Annotated in this window: 13 protein-coding genes; 5 read left to right on the top strand and 8 right to left on the bottom strand. The window is 59.0% G+C overall.

Translation table 11 applies throughout. The features are described 5' to 3' along the window. Positions 1–134 precede the first annotated feature (134 nt). Positions 135–2,621 (bottom strand): DNA ligase D, encoded by a 2,487-nt coding sequence (gene ligD, locus FFI16_RS12560; RefSeq protein ID WP_138817562.1) that lies wholly within the window; start codon positions 2,619–2,621, stop codon positions 135–137. Between the two features lie 24 nt (positions 2,622–2,645). Continuing rightward, positions 2,646–3,500 carry a Ku protein gene (locus FFI16_RS12555; RefSeq protein WP_138817563.1) on the bottom strand — a complete coding sequence of 285 codons (855 nt, stop codon included), beginning with the start codon at positions 3,498–3,500 and terminating at the stop codon, positions 2,646–2,648. Between the two features lie 184 nt (positions 3,501–3,684). Here FFI16_RS12555 and FFI16_RS12550 point away from each other — a divergent pair, with 184 nt between their 5' ends. Beyond that, positions 3,685–4,002 carry a hypothetical protein gene (locus FFI16_RS12550; protein WP_138817564.1) on the top strand — a complete coding sequence of 106 codons (318 nt, stop codon included), beginning with the start codon at positions 3,685–3,687 and terminating at the stop codon, positions 4,000–4,002. A gap of 12 nt (positions 4,003–4,014) precedes the next feature. Continuing rightward, positions 4,015–5,169 (top strand): PQQ-dependent sugar dehydrogenase, encoded by a 1,155-nt coding sequence (locus FFI16_RS12545; RefSeq protein WP_138817565.1) that lies wholly within the window; start codon positions 4,015–4,017, stop codon positions 5,167–5,169. Positions 5,170–5,232: 63 nt separating this feature from the next. Here the strand turns inward: FFI16_RS12545 and FFI16_RS12540 are convergent, their stop codons facing one another. Both FFI16_RS12540 and FFI16_RS12535 read right to left on the bottom strand, forming a co-directional pair. Further along, positions 5,233–5,712 (bottom strand): nuclear transport factor 2 family protein, encoded by a 480-nt coding sequence (locus FFI16_RS12540; protein ID WP_138817566.1) that lies wholly within the window; start codon positions 5,710–5,712, stop codon positions 5,233–5,235. Between the two features lie 54 nt (positions 5,713–5,766). Further along, the gene (locus tag FFI16_RS12535) at positions 5,767–6,330 is read right to left on the bottom strand and encodes a TetR/AcrR family transcriptional regulator (RefSeq protein WP_138453363.1); all 564 of its coding nucleotides are present in this window, start codon (positions 6,328–6,330) and stop codon (positions 5,767–5,769) included. Positions 6,331–6,455: 125 nt separating this feature from the next. Between FFI16_RS12535 and pssA the strand changes: the two genes are divergently transcribed. Both pssA and FFI16_RS12525 read left to right on the top strand, forming a co-directional pair. Then, positions 6,456–7,799: a CDP-diacylglycerol--serine O-phosphatidyltransferase gene (gene pssA / locus FFI16_RS12530; RefSeq protein ID WP_138817567.1), complete on the top strand. Its 1,344-nt coding sequence runs from the start codon at positions 6,456–6,458 to the stop codon at positions 7,797–7,799. A 109-nt stretch (positions 7,800–7,908) separates the two neighbouring features. Then, positions 7,909–12,894 (top strand): hypothetical protein, encoded by a 4,986-nt coding sequence (locus FFI16_RS12525; RefSeq protein ID WP_138817568.1) that lies wholly within the window; start codon positions 7,909–7,911, stop codon positions 12,892–12,894. A gap of 64 nt (positions 12,895–12,958) precedes the next feature. Here FFI16_RS12525 and efeO (FFI16_RS12520) read toward each other — a convergent pair whose 3' ends face one another. The 4 genes from efeO (FFI16_RS12520) to efeU are packed head-to-tail and all read right to left on the bottom strand — an operon-like array spanning position 12,959 to position 17,180. Then, positions 12,959–13,777, bottom strand: coding sequence for an iron uptake system protein EfeO (gene efeO / locus FFI16_RS12520; protein WP_138817569.1), 819 nt, complete (start codon positions 13,775–13,777; stop codon positions 12,959–12,961). Positions 13,778–13,802: 25 nt separating this feature from the next. Beyond that, entirely contained in the window at positions 13,803–15,107 is a 1,305-nt protein-coding gene (gene efeB / locus FFI16_RS12515) for an iron uptake transporter deferrochelatase/peroxidase subunit (RefSeq protein WP_138817570.1), read from the bottom strand. A 14-nt stretch (positions 15,108–15,121) separates the two neighbouring features. Next, positions 15,122–16,324: an iron uptake system protein EfeO gene (gene efeO, locus FFI16_RS12510; protein ID WP_138817571.1), complete on the bottom strand. Its 1,203-nt coding sequence runs from the start codon at positions 16,322–16,324 to the stop codon at positions 15,122–15,124. A gap of 10 nt (positions 16,325–16,334) precedes the next feature. Then, positions 16,335–17,180, bottom strand: a complete 846-nt coding sequence (efeU, locus tag FFI16_RS12505) for an iron uptake transporter permease EfeU (RefSeq protein WP_138817572.1) — start codon at positions 17,178–17,180, stop codon at positions 16,335–16,337. Between the two features lie 166 nt (positions 17,181–17,346). Here efeU and FFI16_RS12500 point away from each other — a divergent pair, with 166 nt between their 5' ends. Further along, a complete protein-coding gene (locus FFI16_RS12500) occupies positions 17,347–18,366 on the top strand; it encodes an AraC family transcriptional regulator (RefSeq protein ID WP_138817573.1) in 1,020 nt (339 codons plus the stop codon). The last annotated feature ends 58 nt before the right edge of the window (positions 18,367–18,424 follow it).

The following is an 18,424-nucleotide window of genomic DNA, read 5'->3' as shown; positions in this document are numbered from 1 at the left end:
TAACCCATGTGGGTGAGTCATACCGCGAGGACTTTTTGGTGGACTTTTGTGTCTTTACAAAAGTGACCCGCCGTCAGGGCGGAACCCTACTCAGCCATCACCCAAATAACTGATATGTACACCCGACATGGCAATCACTGCGGCGGTTCAGCCCCCAGCTTGTCCCACATCTTCTTGCTGATCTTTTGCCGGTTGGCGTAACCGGCCCAAGGGTCGTCCTTGAGCGTGTCCAAACGCTCATGCAGATTAGCCACCGTCCACTGCTGCGCACCGCGTAACCCCTTCAATTCGGCTCGGCTCACCGGCACCGAGACCGGCAGGCCCGGGCGTGCCCGTACCGAGTAGGCCGCCACCGTGCTCGCGCCCCGGGCATTACGCAGGTAGTCGATAAAGATCTTGCCAATGCGGTTTTTCGGGCCGCTGGTGGCGGTAAAGCGTTCAGGCAGTTGCAGCGCCATAAACTGCGCGATGGCTTTGGCAAAAGCCTTTACCGTCTCCCAGCCATCCCGGCGCGCCAGCGGAATAACCAGGTGCAGGCCTTTGCCACCGCTGGTCTTGACGAACGCCTCAAGGCCCAATTCATCCAGTACCGACAAGGTTAATTGCGCCGCTTCCAGCATGCTTTTCCAGGGCAGTGCGGGGTCCGGGTCGAGGTCGAGCACAAACAGGTCAGGGGTTTCGATTTTGTCGGCAGTCGCGCCCCAGGTGTGCAGCTCGATCGTGCCCATCTGTACGGCGCCGAGCAGGGCTTTGGCGGTGTCGATTTCCATCAGCCGTGCATGGCCGGGGTCGAGGCTCTGGTCCAACTGTTTGATATGGGGAATGGCCAGGCGCTCGGCATGTTTTTGGAAGAACTGTTCGCCTTCGATGCATTCCGGTGCGCGTAGAAGCGACACGGGCCGATGGCGCAGAAACGGCAATATCCAATCGCTGATACTGGCGTAGAAGTCTGCCAACTGCTGCTTTTGCGTGCCGCTTTGCGGGTCAATCACGCGATCTGGGTGGGTGATGTTCACGCCGCTGCCGGTTTTTTTCGCCGCTGGTGTCTGCTTGAGGGATTTGGCCGCGCGCGGTTGCTCATGGATGATCTGCGCCACAGGCTTGTCGCTACGCAACCCTACGAATGAGGCTTGGCGTACCACGCCTTCGCGGGTCCATTCGGCGAAATTGACTTCGCCAACGAGCTCTGGCTTCACCCAGTGCACGCCACGCGCCTGGCTGCTGGTCAGCGGGTTTTGCAGCGGTGAAGTCTTGCGCGCCAACGGTGTGAGCTGGGCATAAATGGCTTTGAGTGCGTGCTGATCAAACCCGGTGCCGACACGCCCGGCATACACCAAACCATTGTCGTCATTGACCGCCAGCAGCAAGGCGCCGAAGCCGGTACGCGAGCCTTGTGGGCGGGTGTAGCCGACAATCACAAACTCTTGACGCAGACGGCATTTGAGTTTGATCCAGTCGGCGCTGCGGCTGGACATATACGGGCTGCCGATGCGCTTGCCGATCACACCTTCGAGGGCCAGGTCGCAGGCGCTTTCGAAGATGTCGCGTTGGTTGGCGGCGAAGGCTTCGGAAAACCGCAGCAATTTGCTGCGGCTGCCCGACAACGCGGATTTAAGCGCAACACGGCGTTGTTCCACGGGTGCTTCACGCAGGTCTTGGCCCTGTAGAAACGGCGCGTCGAACAGGTAATAGACGATATCCAGGCTGCGACCGATATCGAAGGCATTTTGCAACGCCTGGAAGTCCGGCAAACCGTCGGCGTTGAGGCTGACCATTTCGCCATCCAGCCAGCTGTCCTTGAGCTTGAGAGCTTGCAAGGCCTTGACCTGGCGCGGCAATCGGTCGGTCCAGTCATGACCATTACGGGTGAACAGCCGCACGTCGCCGTCGCGAATTCGGGCCAGTATGCGGTAGCCGTCGAATTTGATCTCGTATTGCCAGTCGCCGGCCGGGGCGCGGTCGACCAGGGTTGCCAGTTGTGGGGCGAATTGATCGGGCAGGGCGGTCTTGGCTTTCTGGCGCTTGGCTCGCGGTTCAGGCGCTGGCGCGGGCTTGCCCACCGTGGCGTCGCTGAGCACGCTTTTGGGCTGGGCCTTTACGATGTCGTAGTCTTCGGCCGGGCGGGCTTGCTGATCTTTTTCCTTGATCAGCAGCCACTGTTCCTTGTCGCCGCTGCCCTTGAGGCGGGTGCGTACCAGCGCCCAATCGCCGGAGAGTTTTTCACCGACCAGGGTGAATTTGAGTTTGCCGGCTGCATACGCCTTGTGCGGATCGTCGTGAGGTTGCCAGACCCCGCGATCCCATACGATCACATCACCGGCGCCATACTGTCCGGCGGCGATATTGCCTTCGAAGTTGCCGTAACTCAGCGGGTGGTCCTCAACGTGGACCGCCAGGCGTTTCTGGCTGGGGTCCAGGCTCGGGCCTTTGGGCACTGCCCAGCTTTTGAGTACACCATCGAGTTCCAGGCGAAAGTCATAGTGCAGGTTGCGCGCGTCGTGTTTTTGAATCACGAAAGACAGCGCCGAAGCCTTGGATTTGCCGGTGGTCACATCGCCTGCGGGCTCTGCGGTGATCTCGAAGTTGCGTTTGCGCGTGTATTCGCTCAGGGGCTTGGCCATGACGTTCTCCAACTGATGGCGGGCTCAAGAGGCCTTTTTGCTGGTTTTTTTCGCGGCCGGTTTTTTGGCTGCTGGCTTTTTCGCGACGGGCTTGCCGGCCAGGCTGCGTTTGAGCAATTCGGTCAGGTCGATCACATCGGCCGATTTGCGTTCTTCGCTGCCGACCTGGCTCTCAACATCTTCAATCTTGCCGGCCTTGGCTTTCTTCGCCACCAGCGCCATGATTTTTTCCTGGAAGCTGTCGCGGTAGTCGTCCGGCTGCCAGTCGGCGCTCATGTCTTCGACCAGGCGCTTGGCCATGTCCAACTCACCCTTGGCCAGGCTCGGTTTGGTCACGTCACTGCCCAGTTCCAGCTCGTCGAGGCTGCGCACTTCGGCGGGCCAGCGCAGCATTACCAGGACCAGCGCTGATTCCAGCGGCATCAGCGCCGCCAGGTGCTGCTTGGTGTGCAGCACCACGTTGGCCAGGGCGACCTTGGCGGTTTTTTTCAGGGTTTCACGCAGCAGCGCGTAGACCTTGCCGCCGCGTTTGTCCGGGGCCAGGAAGTAGGGCGTATCGATGTTTTGCAGCGGGATCTGGTCGGCGGCGACGAAGGCGATGATTTCGATGGTCTGGGTCGACTTGGGGTGGGCCGAGCGAATCTCATCTTCGCTGAGCACCACGTAGCGGCCTTTCTCAAAGGCCACGCCCTTGACGATATTGTCCTTGGTGACTTCCTTGCCCGTGGTTTTGTTGATGCGCTTGTAGCCCACCGGGTCCATGCTGCGTTTGTCCAGCCAGTCAAAATCAACGCCCTGGGAGGACGTGGCCGAGACCAGCGAGACCGGGATATGGACCAAGCCGAAACTGATGGCGCCTTTCCAGATTGCCCTTGGCATGGCTGCGGTTCCTTGAGAAGAGTCGGTGTTCTGGTGACTCGCAGGCGGGCGCAAAAGTTTCGGCTGGCAGATGCGCGGACAGATCGTGTTACATCTGATGAGAAACTATTTAATGTCGAAAGCCGAACCCAAGGCGTAGCGTGTTATCGAAAGTACGTACTACTCGCCGCTAAGAGGCTTTGTCATGAACAGCTGTGTGCGTTACCTCGCCGTAGTCGCGCTGGGCCTGGCCCTCGCGCCATTGGCCCAGGCGCAAAACCTGCCCGGCAGCTACAACACCAATAACAGCCCAATCCATCGGGCTAACCCCAACAGCATGCAGGGCACCCAGCCCAATGCGCCGGCCACCACCCGCGGGGTTCAACCCGCGCCGACCGGCCCTGCACCGACCGTGGAAAACGGCGGTATCGGCAATCGTTACCCAACGCGTAACGCGGCCCCGAGCCGTCCTGCCACTGAACCCAAAGCGCCCACTTACGATGCCAACGGCAATCGCCGGTAAGGACTCTGTCTTATGTTTCTACGCAAAACCCTGTTAGCCGCTATCTGCGCAACCCTGCTACCCATGACGGCCGTCATGGCGGCGGATGCCCAGCAGTTCCCCAGTGAGCAAGGCAGCATCACCGCCACTCCAATAGCCAAGGGCCTCGACCACCCATGGGCGGTGGCGTTTCTGCCGGACAAACAAGGCTTTTTGGTGACCGAGCGCCCCGGCCACCTGCGCTTTGTCAGCCCGGACGGCAAGCTGTCTGCACCGCTGACCGGCGTGCCGCAGGTGTGGGCCAAAGGGCAGGGCGGTTTGCTCGATGTGGTGCTGTCGCCCGACTTCAAGCAGGACCGCCTGGTCTACCTGTCGTATGCCGAAGGCGGCGGCGAAGGTGGCAAGGCCGGCACTGCTGTGGGGCGTGGGCGTTTGGCCGATGACTTGAGCGGGCTCAAAGACTTCAAGGTGATATTGCGCCAGGAGCCCAAGCTGTCGACCGGTAATCACTTCGGCTCGCGGCTGGCGTTCGACCGCGATGGCTACCTGTTTGTGACCCTGGGCGAGAATAATGACCGCCCGACGGCCCAGGACCTGGACAAGTTGCAAGGCAAGGTTGTGCGCATTTACCCGGATGGTCGTGTGCCGGATGACAACCCCTTTGTCGGCCAGCAGGGCGTGCGCCCGGAGATCTGGTCCTACGGCCAGCGCAACCCGCAGGGGCTGGCGTTGAACCCTTGGAGCGGCACGATCTGGGAAAACGAACATGGCCCGCGCGGCGGTGATGAAATCAACATCATCGAGCGCGGCAAGAACTACGGTTGGCCCCTGGCAACCCACGGCATCAATTATTCGCTGACGCCCATTCCGGAAGCCCAGGGCAAGGCGGTGGAGGGCACTGTGCAACCCCATCACGTCTGGGAAAAGTCACCCGGCATCAGTGGCATGGCGTTCTATGATGCTGACCGTTTCAAAGCCTGGGATCACAACCTGTTTATCGGTGCATTGGCCAGCCAGGAGTTGATTCGCCTGCAGTTCGATGGCGATAAGGTGATCCACGAGGAGCGCCTGCTGGGCGGGTTGAAGGCGCGGATTCGCGATGTGCGCCAAGGGCCGGACGGCTTCCTGTATGTGCTGACCGACGAGGACAAGGGCGTGCTGTATCGCGTGGGGCTGAATCAGGACTGACAAAGGCTGATGGGCCAATGTGGGAGCTGGCTTGCCAGCTCCCACATTTTGATTGCGTAAGGCTTACAGGCCCAGGTCAGACAACCCCGGATGATCATCCGGGCGCCGGCCCAGTGGCCAGTGGAACTTGCGTTCGGTGGCTTTGATCGGTAGATCATTGATGCAGGCAAAACGATTGGCCATCAGGCCGTTTTCGTCGAATTCCCAGTTCTCGTTGCCATAGGAACGGAACCAGTTGCCGGAGTCGTCGTGCCACTCATAGGCGTAGCGCACGGCGATACGGTTGTCGGTGAATGCCCACAGTTCCTTGATCAGGCGATAGTCCAGTTCCTTGGCCCATTTACGCGTAAGAAAACCCTTGGCCTCTTCGCGGTTATGCGCAAATTCGGCGCGGTTTCGCCATTGCGTGTCCAGGGTATACGCCAGCGACACCCGTTGCGGGTCGCGGGAGTTCCAGCCGTCTTCGGCCAGGCGCACTTTTTGGATGGCCGATTCACGGGTAAACGGTGGCAGTGGCGGGCGTTGTTCTACTGTTGATGACATGGGGCAGCTCCTGTTAATACCAAGATGGTTTCGAAAGTTGCTCAGCTTGTGCGTTCAAAGTCCCAATAAGGTTCGCGCCATGCATTGCGCATTATCGGCCGCTGTTGAATCGCCCATGACCAGGGCAACGGTAATGGCGCCATCGATCAGGATCAGCAGGTGCGCGGCCTGCCGTTCGGGGTCGGGGGTGCCATGTGCTTTACACAGTTCAAGTGCGTACTCGAACAGTTTTTGTTTATGCGCCTTGGCCAACAGGCGCACCGGGTCTTGCGCATCGCCGGTTTCGCCACTGGTGTTGATAAAGGCGCAACCGCGAAAGTCTGCCGAGCCAAACCACGCCTTGAGTGCGCTGAACAGCGCCAGCAGGCGCTCGCCGCTGCCTTCGCTGCGCTCTACTTCAGTACGTAGCCACTGCATCCAGCGAGCGTCGCGGCGTTGCAGGGCGGCGATGACCAGTTCGTCTTTGTTGGCAAAGTAACGGTAAATACTTTTGCGCGAGACACCGGCGGTTTTCACCAATAACTCCATGCCCGTGGCGGCAATGCCGTGGCGATAGATCAACTTCTCGGTGACGTCGAGGATAATGTCGCGGGTTTCATTGCTGTTGATATCGTTCATGGCGTAGACAGTAGAACGATCGTTCTTCTTGGTCAATTAAATTTTTTCCATCTACCGCGACGAGACCTGAGCAGCCCCATGGTGTAAGCTCTGTGCCTCTTCGGATTCGACCCATTGCGAGCCTTATGCCGTCGTTCTTCAAACGCTCCCTGTTGCCCAAACTGCGTGGTTTCCCGCTGTCTCCCGATGCCATCGACGTGCTGTCAGGTGCCGCTGCGTACCGCCAGTGCCTGCTGGAAAAAATCGCCCAGGCCACACAGCGCATCTACATCGTTGCGCTGTACTTGCAGCAGGACGAAGCGGGGCAGGAAATCTACGCCGCCTTGCACGCCGCCAAGGCGGCACGGCCGGAGTTGGATATCGTGGTGGTGGTTGACTGGTTGCGCGCCCAGCGCGGCCTGATCGGCGCCGGCAAGCAGCCGGGCAACAGTGCCTGGTACCAGGCCATGACCCACTCCCACGCCAGCGAAGTGCCGGTGTACGGCGTGCCGGTGCAAACCCGTGAACTGTTCGGCGTGTTGCACCTCAAGGGCTTCGTGATCGATGACAGCGTGCTGTACAGCGGCGCCAGCCTGAACAATGTGTACCTGCACAAGTTCGACAAATACCGCTTTGATCGCTATCACCTGATCCACAGCAAGCCCTTGGCTGACTCGATGCAACACCTGGTGGAACACGGCCTGGTCGCGTCCAAGGCCGTGCATCGCCTGGACTTGCCGAACCTGCCGACCACCCGCAGCCTGCGCAATGACATCGGTGACTTGCGCAGCCGCTTGAAGCACGCGACCTACGACACCACTACAGGTTTGCTGCCCAATGGGCACTTGTCAGTAAGCCCGTTGCTGGGGGTGGGCAAGAACAACCCGTTGAACCGGGTGATCCTCGAACTCATCGCCAGTGCCCAGCATCAGCTGACCATCTGCACGCCGTATTTCAACCTGCCGCTGCCGGTGACTCGCGAAATAAACCGTGCCCTGGCGCGCGGGGTGAAGGTCGACATCATCGTCGGCGACAAGACCGCCAACGATTTCTACATCCCGCCAAGCGAGCCATTCAAGGTGATCTCGGCGTTGCCTTACCTGTATGAAATCAGCCTGCGCCGCTTCGCCAAACGCCATCAGCCGATGATCGACAGCGGCCAGTTGAACCTGCATCTGTGGCGTGACGGTGACAATACCTATCACCTTAAGGGTATGTGGGTCGACCAGCGTTACACCTTGCTGACCGGTAACAACCTCAACCCACGGGCGTTCCGTCTGGATCTGGAAAACGCCCTGTTGATCGATGACCCCCAAGGCCAATGGCTGGCACCACGGCGTACTGAGTTGGCGCAGATCTTTCAGCACACCACGCGCATCGAGCGGTATCAGCAATTGCAAACGCTGGTGGATTACCCGCCAGGGGTAAGCAAGTTCCTGCGAAGGGTCAGCCGGGTGCGGATCGAGCGGTTGCTTTACCGCATCTTGTAGGGGGTAGGCGTCCGCCACCACCGCAAATATTGTACTTTGAGCAACATTCATCGATGCCCTGGGAACACTCCTACACCTTGACTTCGGGTCTACTCGTAGGATGTAGGAGATGGTTCTTAAGGAAAAGAACTCTTGCGGTCAAACGTACAGAGAGCTTGAAATGTCGACATGCAATTTGCTTCCCACGTCCACGCCTTCACATGTTCCAACAAAGCACGCAGCTGAATCTGAACCTCGTACCCCGATTGCGCCACTGTCCCAAGACAGTTCCGGCGAAACCCAGCATCCATCCGATGCACCATTCCCGCGCCGACTTGAAGGGCAGTTGACTCAAGCCAGGTTTGAGCAAGCACCGGTTCGCCACAAACGCGAAAACTCGTCGAATAAGTCCAGGCCCCCGACCGAAGTCGGGCTTATCAACCTAGCTTTTCCACAGACTGCAGATGCCAGGAAAGCTGATGTAGAACTGCAAAAAATACTTACCCTCGGGCTGATCACTGGCGAGACTAAAGAGGATCCGGTTCCGCAAAATGCTTCTATCAAGCCTTTCATTGATGCATTTATCAATGCTGCTCGGGAACCACAGGTGCAGGCGTGGTTCGAGGCCAAAGGTTTGGATGTATCGACAGTACGTGTTTTCAGTGATGGGGTAGAAGGCACGGTGTTGGTTAACGGTAAAAAGGTCACGCAAAAATTCACCGGTATCGACACGTCAGGTTGGAACGAGGTCGGGGCTAAATTGACAGAGGCGGCGAACAGGCTGTCACCTCAGTCTCGCGGGGTGTTGCTGCCCGACAAAGTCACTCAGCGATTCCATGATGTAGACGTGGTGTTTAATTTTTACGGTGTGCGCCCCCCTCGTGAGGAAAGCGAACAATCGCTGCTAGGCCAATTGCTTCATACGACAGGCTGGCCGGTGCTGACCGATGAAAAATACTTTTCTTGGCGGCAGCAGTTTGGACAACTCCAGCAGAAAATCAGTGACATTGATACCCGGTCTAGCCTGTCGTCTCAACTGCAAAATTTGATTGATAACGCGCCAGAGAATGAAACCCTGAACCTGGGTGACCAACTTGCCACGGTACCGCCAGAATCGACATTGGCACAAAGAAGCCAGGTATTACGTGAGCGCTTTGCCGAATCGTTGGCGACGCCGGTGTTCAAGGCCTTCATTGAAAAGCTTGGCTATGGCGACGCAGATCAAATCTACAGGATGTATGACGGGGTCCTTGAGATACGCAAGGCCGATAATCAGTGGCTTTCTATAGGGGTTTATCTAGAGGATGAAATCAGCAAAGTCGGAGTAGGTGGCAGCCCTGAGGAAAAACTTGCGATCAGAGCCCTCGATTCCCAATTCAAGCAACTCGTAGAGCAGAGTCGATCAGTCGGGAACACGCTGTACTCACAGCCTATGTACGATGCGCGTCAGCTCCTGGCGTTTTACGGCCTGGGGAACCCTGGCACGCTTGCGCAAGTCACCGCGGCCATTGGCGCGCTGACCAACAACCTGCCGCCGTCGCCTGCTCGTTGGACCCTCTCTTCTTCTTGGCCGGAGAACTTGGACCGTGCGTCTGCCGATACCGTGCTCGGTAAAGTCTTGGTCGGGGGGGTGAAATCGGGCTACGCCTTTTTAATAGCTCCGCAGGGAACGTCCTTGTCGCTTGCTTATGACGCTTATCAAGAGATCCTGGCCCAGCCGGAGCTACAGGCGTGGATCAAAAGCAAAGGGTTGCAAACAGATGGGTTGGTGCTGCACAAGGACAGCATCACCGGCACTGCTTACCGTAACGGTGTGCGTGAGAAAGTGACCTTCACCACTGCTGATGATTCCGGGTGGTGGCAGGTGAGCGCCAAGTTGCGCATGATCATGGATTTGCTGGACCCTGAGGATAAGGGTATGCAATACCTGTCAGAGGGAGAGTTATGGATGGATACGTCGGTGGTTTTGCAGGCTTATGGGTTGCCGAAGCCGACCTCTGTCGAAGACCGAAGACGGTTGATAGCGCAGCTGGAGAGCACCGGGCTGACGATGCCCGCCGAAAAGTATCAGCGAATCACCAGCGGTTTGGAAACACTGCGACAAAATATCGGTGACTTGGATGAACGCGCCTACCTCGCCAACTATCTGGAGAGTCAGGTCCAGGACCTGCCTGAGGATACGGCCATGGACTGGTCAGGGCATCAGGTGCAACCGTCAGTCAGTTCACCGCTGGTCGTAGGCGATGATGCGGATCGAGAAAAACTCCGGCGGTTTACCGAGTCGCCTGCGCTGACTACGGTATTGGAAAAAACCGGCTCGTTCTGGCCTGGGAGGCCTTTCCGGGTGTCCGAGGGTAAATTCGAGCACCAGACGCCGGAGGGGAACTGGCTGGACCTCACGAAACATGTTGCCGAAGTTGCAAGTCTGAACGTTGAACTTGGCCAGCTGATCACGCTGAGCCAGGAGCGGGGAAACGCCTTGTATTCGGTGCCTACTTACGACGTCCGCCAGCTCCTGGATTATAAAGGGCTGGGTTCGCCACGCACTGTTGGCGAGACGCGCAACGTGGTGCGATGGCTGCGCACTACCTTGCCACCCGCGCCCGCCCTGGGAAATTACGCCGGCCTGCTTGAAGAACCGTGGGTCCCCGGTAAATTGACCTCCGGCGATAAAGTCACCCTCAAGGCTGAGGCCGACAAGCGCTGGGCTGGCGCACGACCTGAACGTTCTGAATACCTCGAAAATGCAACGCAAGAAGCGCTGGAGCAAAACCCGGCAGAGCACCTGGAAAAATACCTAAACAGCACCGAAGCTCTTGAGTATGGTCAACAACTGGCGCAAAAACTGAAATGGAAAGATTCGCCAGCGCCCAAGGTGGTTAGCCAACAGCTTGTCACCGCCGCGCTTACCTTGTATGCAGAGCAGGGTGAACCTGCAAAACCAGGCTACGTGGCAGGCTATAGCCTTTACCAACACTCCAACATGGGGCGTACCTTCAACGCTGTCCGTGGGGACCTGGTGAATCACTTGGTTGCTAATCGGGGGCTTGAGCCTAAGCTCGCGGTGCTGACGGCCCAGATTCTTCTTGCAGAGGCGGCGCCCGAGTTTCTGGTAAAGGAAGTGCCTGAAGAAATACTGATCGGCACGCCGGCCTGGATGGAGCTGCGCCTAGGGTGTGAGATGGCGAACCTAAAGGCGCCGGGCACAAGTCAAATGATGAACGAAGAGCAGATCAGCGATCTGACTACACTGGCCCCCACCAGTGAAGGGCAGGCAAGCTTGATGCAGCTTGGGTCCGTCAAGTTCTTACTCGATTGGGCGGTACTCAACGGTGTTCTTCCCGATGCAGAGGAAGGCGAACATAACGCTGAGTCGGTCAGGATCGCCAGCGAAGCGTTCTTCAAACAGCGTAAAGAGATTAGCGACGCATTGAATGCCGTGTCCGAGATACCGTCACGGGAGGCCCTGGCGATCAGGGAATTGCTCAAGGTGTTTCCAGGAACCACACGCGCCCAGCTGGAAGGCATGACTGTATTGTTTGCCGACCCCAATGCTCGACGCAATGTTTCTATTTCCGAGCCGCGTACACGTTCGCTGATACAAACCTATATGACGGGCGATCTGACGCCTGGCAAGTGGGTACTCAGGAGCGATATGCCGCAAAACCTGATACGCCCCCGAACTAGTCCCTATCAAAGAAACCTGGAAGTAGAGGCACCCGCCGATAAGCGCGCAGAACTCGATGAGCGGATTCGTCAACTGCCCGATATGGAGACTGAGCTGAAAAAAGCGGTCGAAGCGCACACCGCTACGCTGAAGAAAGCCTACGCCACCCAGCTCAAGCTCATGTTTGCGAACCTTCCACTGGCTGATCGTGAGCTTTTGAACAATCCTGAGAGCGTCGTCAGTTTGTTCAGCGTGCGCGGGGAGACCGGGTTGGCTCCGGTCGATCAGACCAGCGCCGATGTGCAGGCGGCCAGAGGGCGGCAAGGCACCTTGATGAGGGTCGAGCTGGGCACGCAGGTGTGTTATTTCGAAGTGTTTGCGAATGGAAAAATCATCAAACGCACAGATCTTCCGAAACAGCTGAAATTGGGCGACGTCCTTACTGGCAGACCCAATACCGACTATTGGAATAACCGTTACCAGAGATTTGCTTCGGGTGGGTTCAGCGTCAAGTTGGACTTGGACGCCTACAAGAATGGCACTCCGCCAAGGCCGGATGCCTCCTCAAAAGTTATCATTGAACGCATCGGCGAGCCGATTGGCGGTACCACGGCAACGGGCAGCAGCGGGCCGAACACTGGCCTGACTAACACGTTTGCCTCGGCGAAGACCGAAAGCATAGTGACGCTTATTGCAGAGCACAATTTATATGAAAGCGATGAGGCCCTGCTGCAAAGGGCCCAGGGCACATTGCCCTTGGAGGAAAAACGAAAAGACCTCGCACGTGACAAGGCAATATTGAAGGGGCTTGTGCCATTCCTGGGTGCTTATCAGGAGTTCTCTAACGGGAATGTTGGCGCGGGAATGGTGGCCCTGTCGGTGGACATTGGCGGGGTGCTCCTTGGCGCAGGCGGTCAGCTCCGATCGCTATTGCGCGCCGGCAAGGCACTTTTGCCTAACCCGGTAAGCGGCGTCGTCCGTAGGTTAGGAAGTAAAGTCGTGCCCCTTGCTCCCAAAACTGCATGGGCAAAGCCTGTGGCGAGTTTTAGCGACAGGGCGTTTAACTTCATCAGGGAGGCGGCGTTAACAGGCAGTGCGATCATGAATCCAGCAGACGGTTATGACCAACTGTTTAAGGCTGGGCTCAAGGGGCTGCTCAAGCTATCGGATTTAGCCCAAAATACGTCGAGGTTGGGTAGGGCTGCCGCGCCTCACCTCCTTACCATTGAGGAGAAGTTGAGGGCTTATTGGTTAGCTGGGGGATTGGATCCCAAGCCAAAATTCACGACAGTAGGCGTGCCCGGAACCAGTCAGGGGATCGATGTAGTGGCGGCTAAAATGAACGGTATCTGGTATGCGCTTAACCCCAAGACGGGCAAAGCGGACGGTACGCCACTGCCAGACTTTAAAGAGACGATCTTGCCATCCGGGAGTGTGAGCCCGACGTAACTGTGATTGATGTGTCTGCTGGTCCCGGCCATGCACTCTGTTTGAGTGCATGGCCGGGGTTGGTTTAGTTCAGGCCCAACTTGCCGCGCAGCATCGACAGGTCCTCAGCCAAGGTGTTGACCGGGCCCACCAGGGCCTTACGGTCGGTTTCCTTGACCTTGTCGTAGGTTTCATAGCCGCCATCCTTGGTTTTGTACTTGGCCAGGATCTTGTCCACGGTGGCAAAGTTCTTGTCGACCTTGGCCAGGAAGACTTTGTCCTGCTTCTCGATCTGGCCACGGAACAGGTCGACGATTTTCTTCGCGCCGTCGATGTTGCCCTGGAAGTCATACAGGTCAGTGTGGCTGTAACGGTCTTCTTCACCGGAGATCTTGGTGGCAGCCACTTCTTCCAACAGTGCTGCTGCGCCGCCGACGACTTTTTCCGGCGGGAAGGTCAGGCCGTCCACGCGGGTTTTGAGGTCATTGACGTCGGTGTTGAGCTTGGCGGTCAGCGTTTCCAGACCCTTGGTGGTCTTCTCGGAGAACAGCACGTACTCGATGCGGTGGAAGCCGGTGAAGTCTTCTGCGGTTACGCCTTTCTCATGGTCGTCGACACGCGAGTCGATCGAGGCGTCGAGGTCGCTGAACAGCTCGGCGATCGGTTCGATCGACTCATAGTGCACGCGGGTCGGTGCGTAGAGCTTCTGCGCGGTGGCCAGGTCGCCCTTGTTGATGGCGTCGGTAAATGCCTTGGTCTGGGTGACCAGCTCGCCGATTTCTTCGGTGACGTAGATCTTGTAGTCCGACACCGGGCCTACCAGGTCCAGGGGCGCGGTGGCGGCGAAGGCTGCCAGCGGTGAAAGGGTCATTAGCAACGACAACGCGATAGTCGACTTCTTCATGGGACGTTTTCCGCTCTGGTTTGTTTTAGGTGTTGGCAGTGGTTTGTGAGTGCGTTGCAGCGAGCAGCGTGCGGCCAAGGAAGTCCTTGGGCCCCGTCACCCCCGGCAAGGTGAAGAAGTACCCGCCGCCAACCGGCTTGAGGTATTCCTCCAGAGGCTCGCCGTTGAGCCGGGTTTGCACACTGATGAAGCCTTTCTCCAGGTCAGCCTGGTAGCAGATGAACAACAGCCCCATGTCCAGCTGACCGTTTTTGTTGACGCCGTTGGAGTAGTTGAACGGCCGACGCAGGATCAGGTTCGCCTGAGTCTGCGGGGTACGCGGGTTGGCCAGGCGGATGTGGGCATCGAGCTTGGTCAACTTGCCTTCCGGGTCCTTGCTGTAGTCGGGCACCTGGGTTTCTTTGTCGCCATCCATGGGCGCGCCGGTCGGTTTGATACGGCCGATGATGCTTTCCTGTTCCTGCAACGGCGTACGGTCCCAGCGCTCGACGAAGTTGCGGATGATGCGCACGGCCTGGTAGCTGCCGTTGGCGGCCCACGCCGGCTCGTCGCTGCCGGGTTGTACCCAGACGATCTGGTCCATGGCCTTGGCGTCATTGGAATTCGGGTTGGCCGAGCCGTCACGAAAGCCCAGGAAGTTACGTGCGCTCTGCGCCGGCTCGCCGGGTTTGGCCGGTGCCTGGGGCGGTACGCTGCCTTCCTGTTTCCAGCGCACCAGCAGCAGGTCGGGCAGGTTCTTTACGATGTCGCGCAGGGCGTGGATATTGGTGTCCGGGGTGTTCGAGCTGAACTGCAGGCTCAGGTCGCCGTGACACTGGGCGGGTTCCAGCGCGTCGTTGGGGAAGCCGACCATGCGGCTCAGGCGCTTGGGTTTGGCTGCCGCCAGACCGAAGCGTTCATCAAACAACGACTCGCCGACCGAGACGGTGATGGTCAGGTTATCCGGGGTGACTACCGGGCCGAGGATCCCTGAGTCGGTGGGCGGCAGTTTCGGGTCGACTTGCGGCACGGTGCCGCCAGTCATCAGGAACGCGATGCGCTCATTCAAGGTGCGGAACAGGCGCTCCAGGTCTTCGCGATCGCTGGCCAGCACGTCGAATGCGACGAGCATGCCGCAGGCCGGGCGCGGGGTGACGATGCCGGTCTGGTGCTGGCCAAAAAAGTCGTGGTGGTCCTGGGTCTTGTCGCTGCGCGGTGCGGTGGTGACTTGCTCGGCTGCAGCGGCCATGGCCGGGCAGGTCAGGGTGCTGCCGGCAATCGCCGCACCGGTGGCAGCCATGCCCAGCAGGACACGGCGACGTTGCGCGGAAAACTGTTCTGAATCACTCATCTGTTAGGTCGTCTTCACTGCAGGCCGGAAAGGCCAAGGGCGGGGTCGATTCCATCGAGTGCAACGGCCAGAGCCTTGGCCTTGTCGGCGATCTGCTTGCGCTGATCGGCCGTGACACTGTCGTAGCGGCTGTACTGGCCGTCGACTTTGAAACTGTTGAGTTGGGCATCGAAGGCATCGAGCGCGCTGTCGATTTTCGGCAGCAGGTCCGCCGGCGATTTGCTCAGCAACGGACGCATCAGGTCGACCACCTTGCGGGCAGCCTCCAGGTTGGCGGCAAAGCCGTTCAAGTCGATATGGCTGTAGCGCTCCTCTTCACCGCTGGCGGCCCGCACATCCGCCAGGCTGTTGAGGTTGCGCACCACAATGTTGACCAGTTGTTCCGGCGGCAGCGACTGCGCAAGCAGCTGTTGCTTGAGGCTGGTGACGTCAGTGACCAGGCGCTCGGCGACAGGGCTTAGGCCCTCCAGGCTGCGCTGCTGGAACAGGCTGTATTCGAGGCGGTGGAAGCCACTGAACGCCGGGTCTTGCTCGCGCTTTTCGAAGTAATCGGCGCGGGCATTGATCGCGTTGTCCAGCTCGGCCAGACGTTGCGCCGCGGGAGCGAGGCGCTGATACGTCTCACGGGCCGGTACATACAGCGCCTGCGCCTGGGCCAGGTCACCGGCTGCAATGGCTTGCTGCAGCGCGGTAACGGCCTTGACCAGCGCACTGCCCTGGCCGCTCAGGTACACACGGAACTCCGACAGCGGGCCGATAAAGGCCACCATCGACGGTTTGGCTTTGGCCTGGGCATCGGACTCAGCGGTGGGCGTGACATGCAGCGTGCCGCGCGGGTTGCTCAGCAAGCCGCAGGTGATCGCATAGTCGCCGGGCAGCAGGTTGGCGTTGATCACCTGGCTCAAGCCCGGCGCGATATTTTCGCGCTCTTCAATCACCAGCACGCCGTCGAGGATTTCCCATTCCACCGCGCGGTCGGAGCGGTTGATGATGCGAAAACTCGCGCGCCCGGCGGGCACGCTAATTTCATTCGGCTCGCAGGCGTGAGCATGAATCGTCACCGCGATTTCATTGTGGTTGGTCTGGCGCTTGGCGGCAGCCAATTGCGAGGCGTAATAAAACAGCGCACCGGCGGCGATCATCACCACCACCGAGCCGGCCACTGCCCAGCGCAGGGCGCGCGACGGCGGTGCCGGTTGAGGATTCTGGTTGGACAAGAGACGGTCCTTAATGGCTGGAAACGGAAGAAGGTTTGGCGACAGGCTTGGCGGGCGGCGAGGGCAGGAAGAACATCACCAGCGCCACCGCCAGGTAAATCAGATAGGCACCCAGGGTGCTCACGGTCGGCGCTTCCTGGTAGCCAAACATCCCGGCGAGCACCGAACCCAGCGGACTGTCCATCGGCAACACGGCGCTGAAGTCGAACAGCACGGTTTGCAGGTGGTTCCACACTCCGGCTTCATGCAGGGCCTGTACCGAGTTGGCAAGAATGCCGGCGGCCACCACCAGGATAAACAGGCCGGTCCAGCGGAAGAACGCGCCGAGGTTCAGGCGCATGCTGCCGGTGTAGATCAGGAAGCCGACGATAATCGCCAGGATCAAGCCGAGCAGGGCGCCAATCGGTGCGCCCGGGCCTTCGCTCTGCTGGAACACCGCAAGCAGGAAGAACACGGTTTCCAGGCCTTCACGGGCCACGGCAAAGAACACCATGGCGATCAACGCGATAACTTGATGCTTGGAGCCGGCCAGTGCATGGTCCAGGGATTCGTGCAGGGAATGCTTGATGGAGCGCGCCACCTTGCGCATCCAGAACACCATGGAGCTGAGGATGCCCACGGCTACCAGGCCGACGATACCTTCAAACAGTTCCTGTTGTTTCTGCGGGAACTCCGCACTGACCAGTTCCAGGCCACCGCCTACCAGCAGGGCCAACGCGGCGGCCAGGAACACGCCGATCCACACGGCGGGCATCCACTGGCCACGGCCGGTCTGTTGCAGGTAACTGGCGATAATGCCAACGATCAATGCGGCTTCAATGCCTTCGCGCAGCATGATTAGAAAAGGAACGAGCATTCGGCACCGCATCAAGGCTGGATAGGATGCTAATTTGTAACATAATGATACTCATTACTAAACAGCCAATATGGACCTTTGCTGAACTGCGGCTGAACGGTGGTGGCGAATCGCAACCGCCTTTATGATGCACCCCATCTTTTGCAGCATTGAATAGCCCATTCCCATGGCGGAAAAAGACACCATCTCCATCCATCTTGTGCGCGAAGCCCTGCTGCAAAGCTGCGCGCCCGGCGCGGCCACGGTTGAAGCCTTGAGCAAGGTCGGGATAGCCCCGGCGTTGATCGAGCAGCCCGACGCCCGCGTGCCCGCCACGGCCTACGCACGCCTGTGGCGCTTGCTGGCGCGGCGCATGGACGACGAGTTTTTTGGCATGGACTCGCGCAAACTCAAGTCCGGTAGCCTGGCGTTCCTGTGCCGCGCCGCGATGGCACAACCGAGCCTGGACGCCAGCCTGCAAACTGGCCTGGGGTTTTTGTCGTTGATGCTCGAGCAGATGCCTGCACAACTGGTGCGCCAACAGAGCCTGGCAGAAATTGTCCTGCTCGAACCCGAACCTAAACGCGCGTTTACCTATTTCACCTATTGGATGATCGTCCACGGCGTCGCCTGTTGGCTGGCAGGTCGGCGTATCCCGATCCTCGCCATTGAGTTGCGCTGCCCGCAGCCGGATTTCTGTGACGACTATCGCGTGATGTTCTCCGACAACCTGCGCTTCGACCGGCCGCGCACGCGCATGATCTTTGCTGCCGACTGCCTGGACCTGCCAATCAAACGCAGCCCGGAAGAACTCAAGCGGTTTCTGGCGCAGGCACCGGCCAACATACTGGTCAAGTACCGCGACCCGGCGAGCCTGGCTACTCGGATCAAAAATGATCTGCGCCATATGCCTGCCAATACCTGGCCGGAAACCGAAGGTTTGGCCGCCAACCTGTGTATTTCGGCGTCGACCCTGCGTCGCCGGCTGGCGGATGAAGGCCAGACTTATCAAGGGCTCAAGGATAGCGTGCGCAAGGAGCTGGCGATTGTCTGGCTCGCCGAGGCCGAGATCAGTTTTGTTGAAATTGCTGTGCGCCTTGGATTTGCTGATGTCAGCTCGTTCTACAAAGCCTTTCGCAAATGGTCCGGCTCAAACCCGGGGCACTACCGCAGCTTGATCCTGAGTGACGCGTTGCCGCCGTTGTGACGCAGGCTCATGCGATGACCCGCAGGAGGAAATGCGTACATACACTTGCTCTACTCGG

The organism is Pseudomonas sp. KBS0710 (assembly GCF_005938045.2).
Lineage (GTDB): Bacteria > Pseudomonadota > Gammaproteobacteria > Pseudomonadales > Pseudomonadaceae > Aquipseudomonas.
Note: the sequence above shows the minus strand (reverse complement) of the source record. Positions and strands in the feature narration are given on the sequence as shown.

Bases quoted from the DNA above. Each gene is read 5' to 3' on its own strand.
- ligD (WP_138817562.1), bottom strand. From the start codon at position 2,621: ATGGCCAAGCCCCTGAGCGAATACACGCGCAAACGCAACTTCGAGATC.
- FFI16_RS12555 (WP_138817563.1), bottom strand. From the start codon at position 3,500: ATGCCAAGGGCAATCTGGAAAGGCGCCATCAGTTTCGGCTTGGTCCAT.
- FFI16_RS12550 (WP_138817564.1), top strand. From the start codon at position 3,685: ATGAACAGCTGTGTGCGTTACCTCGCCGTAGTCGCGCTGGGCCTGGCC.
- FFI16_RS12545 (WP_138817565.1), top strand. From the start codon at position 4,015: ATGTTTCTACGCAAAACCCTGTTAGCCGCTATCTGCGCAACCCTGCTA.
- FFI16_RS12540 (WP_138817566.1), bottom strand. From the start codon at position 5,712: ATGTCATCAACAGTAGAACAACGCCCGCCACTGCCACCGTTTACCCGT.
- FFI16_RS12535 (WP_138453363.1), bottom strand. From the start codon at position 6,330: ATGAACGATATCAACAGCAATGAAACCCGCGACATTATCCTCGACGTC.
- pssA (WP_138817567.1), top strand. From the start codon at position 6,456: ATGCCGTCGTTCTTCAAACGCTCCCTGTTGCCCAAACTGCGTGGTTTC.
- FFI16_RS12525 (WP_138817568.1), top strand. From the start codon at position 7,909: ATGGTTCTTAAGGAAAAGAACTCTTGCGGTCAAACGTACAGAGAGCTT.
- efeO (WP_138817569.1), bottom strand. From the start codon at position 13,777: ATGAAGAAGTCGACTATCGCGTTGTCGTTGCTAATGACCCTTTCACCG.
- efeB (WP_138817570.1), bottom strand. From the start codon at position 15,107: ATGAGTGATTCAGAACAGTTTTCCGCGCAACGTCGCCGTGTCCTGCTG.
- efeU (WP_138817572.1), bottom strand. From the start codon at position 17,180: ATGCTCGTTCCTTTTCTAATCATGCTGCGCGAAGGCATTGAAGCCGCA.
- FFI16_RS12500 (WP_138817573.1), top strand. From the start codon at position 17,347: ATGGCGGAAAAAGACACCATCTCCATCCATCTTGTGCGCGAAGCCCTG.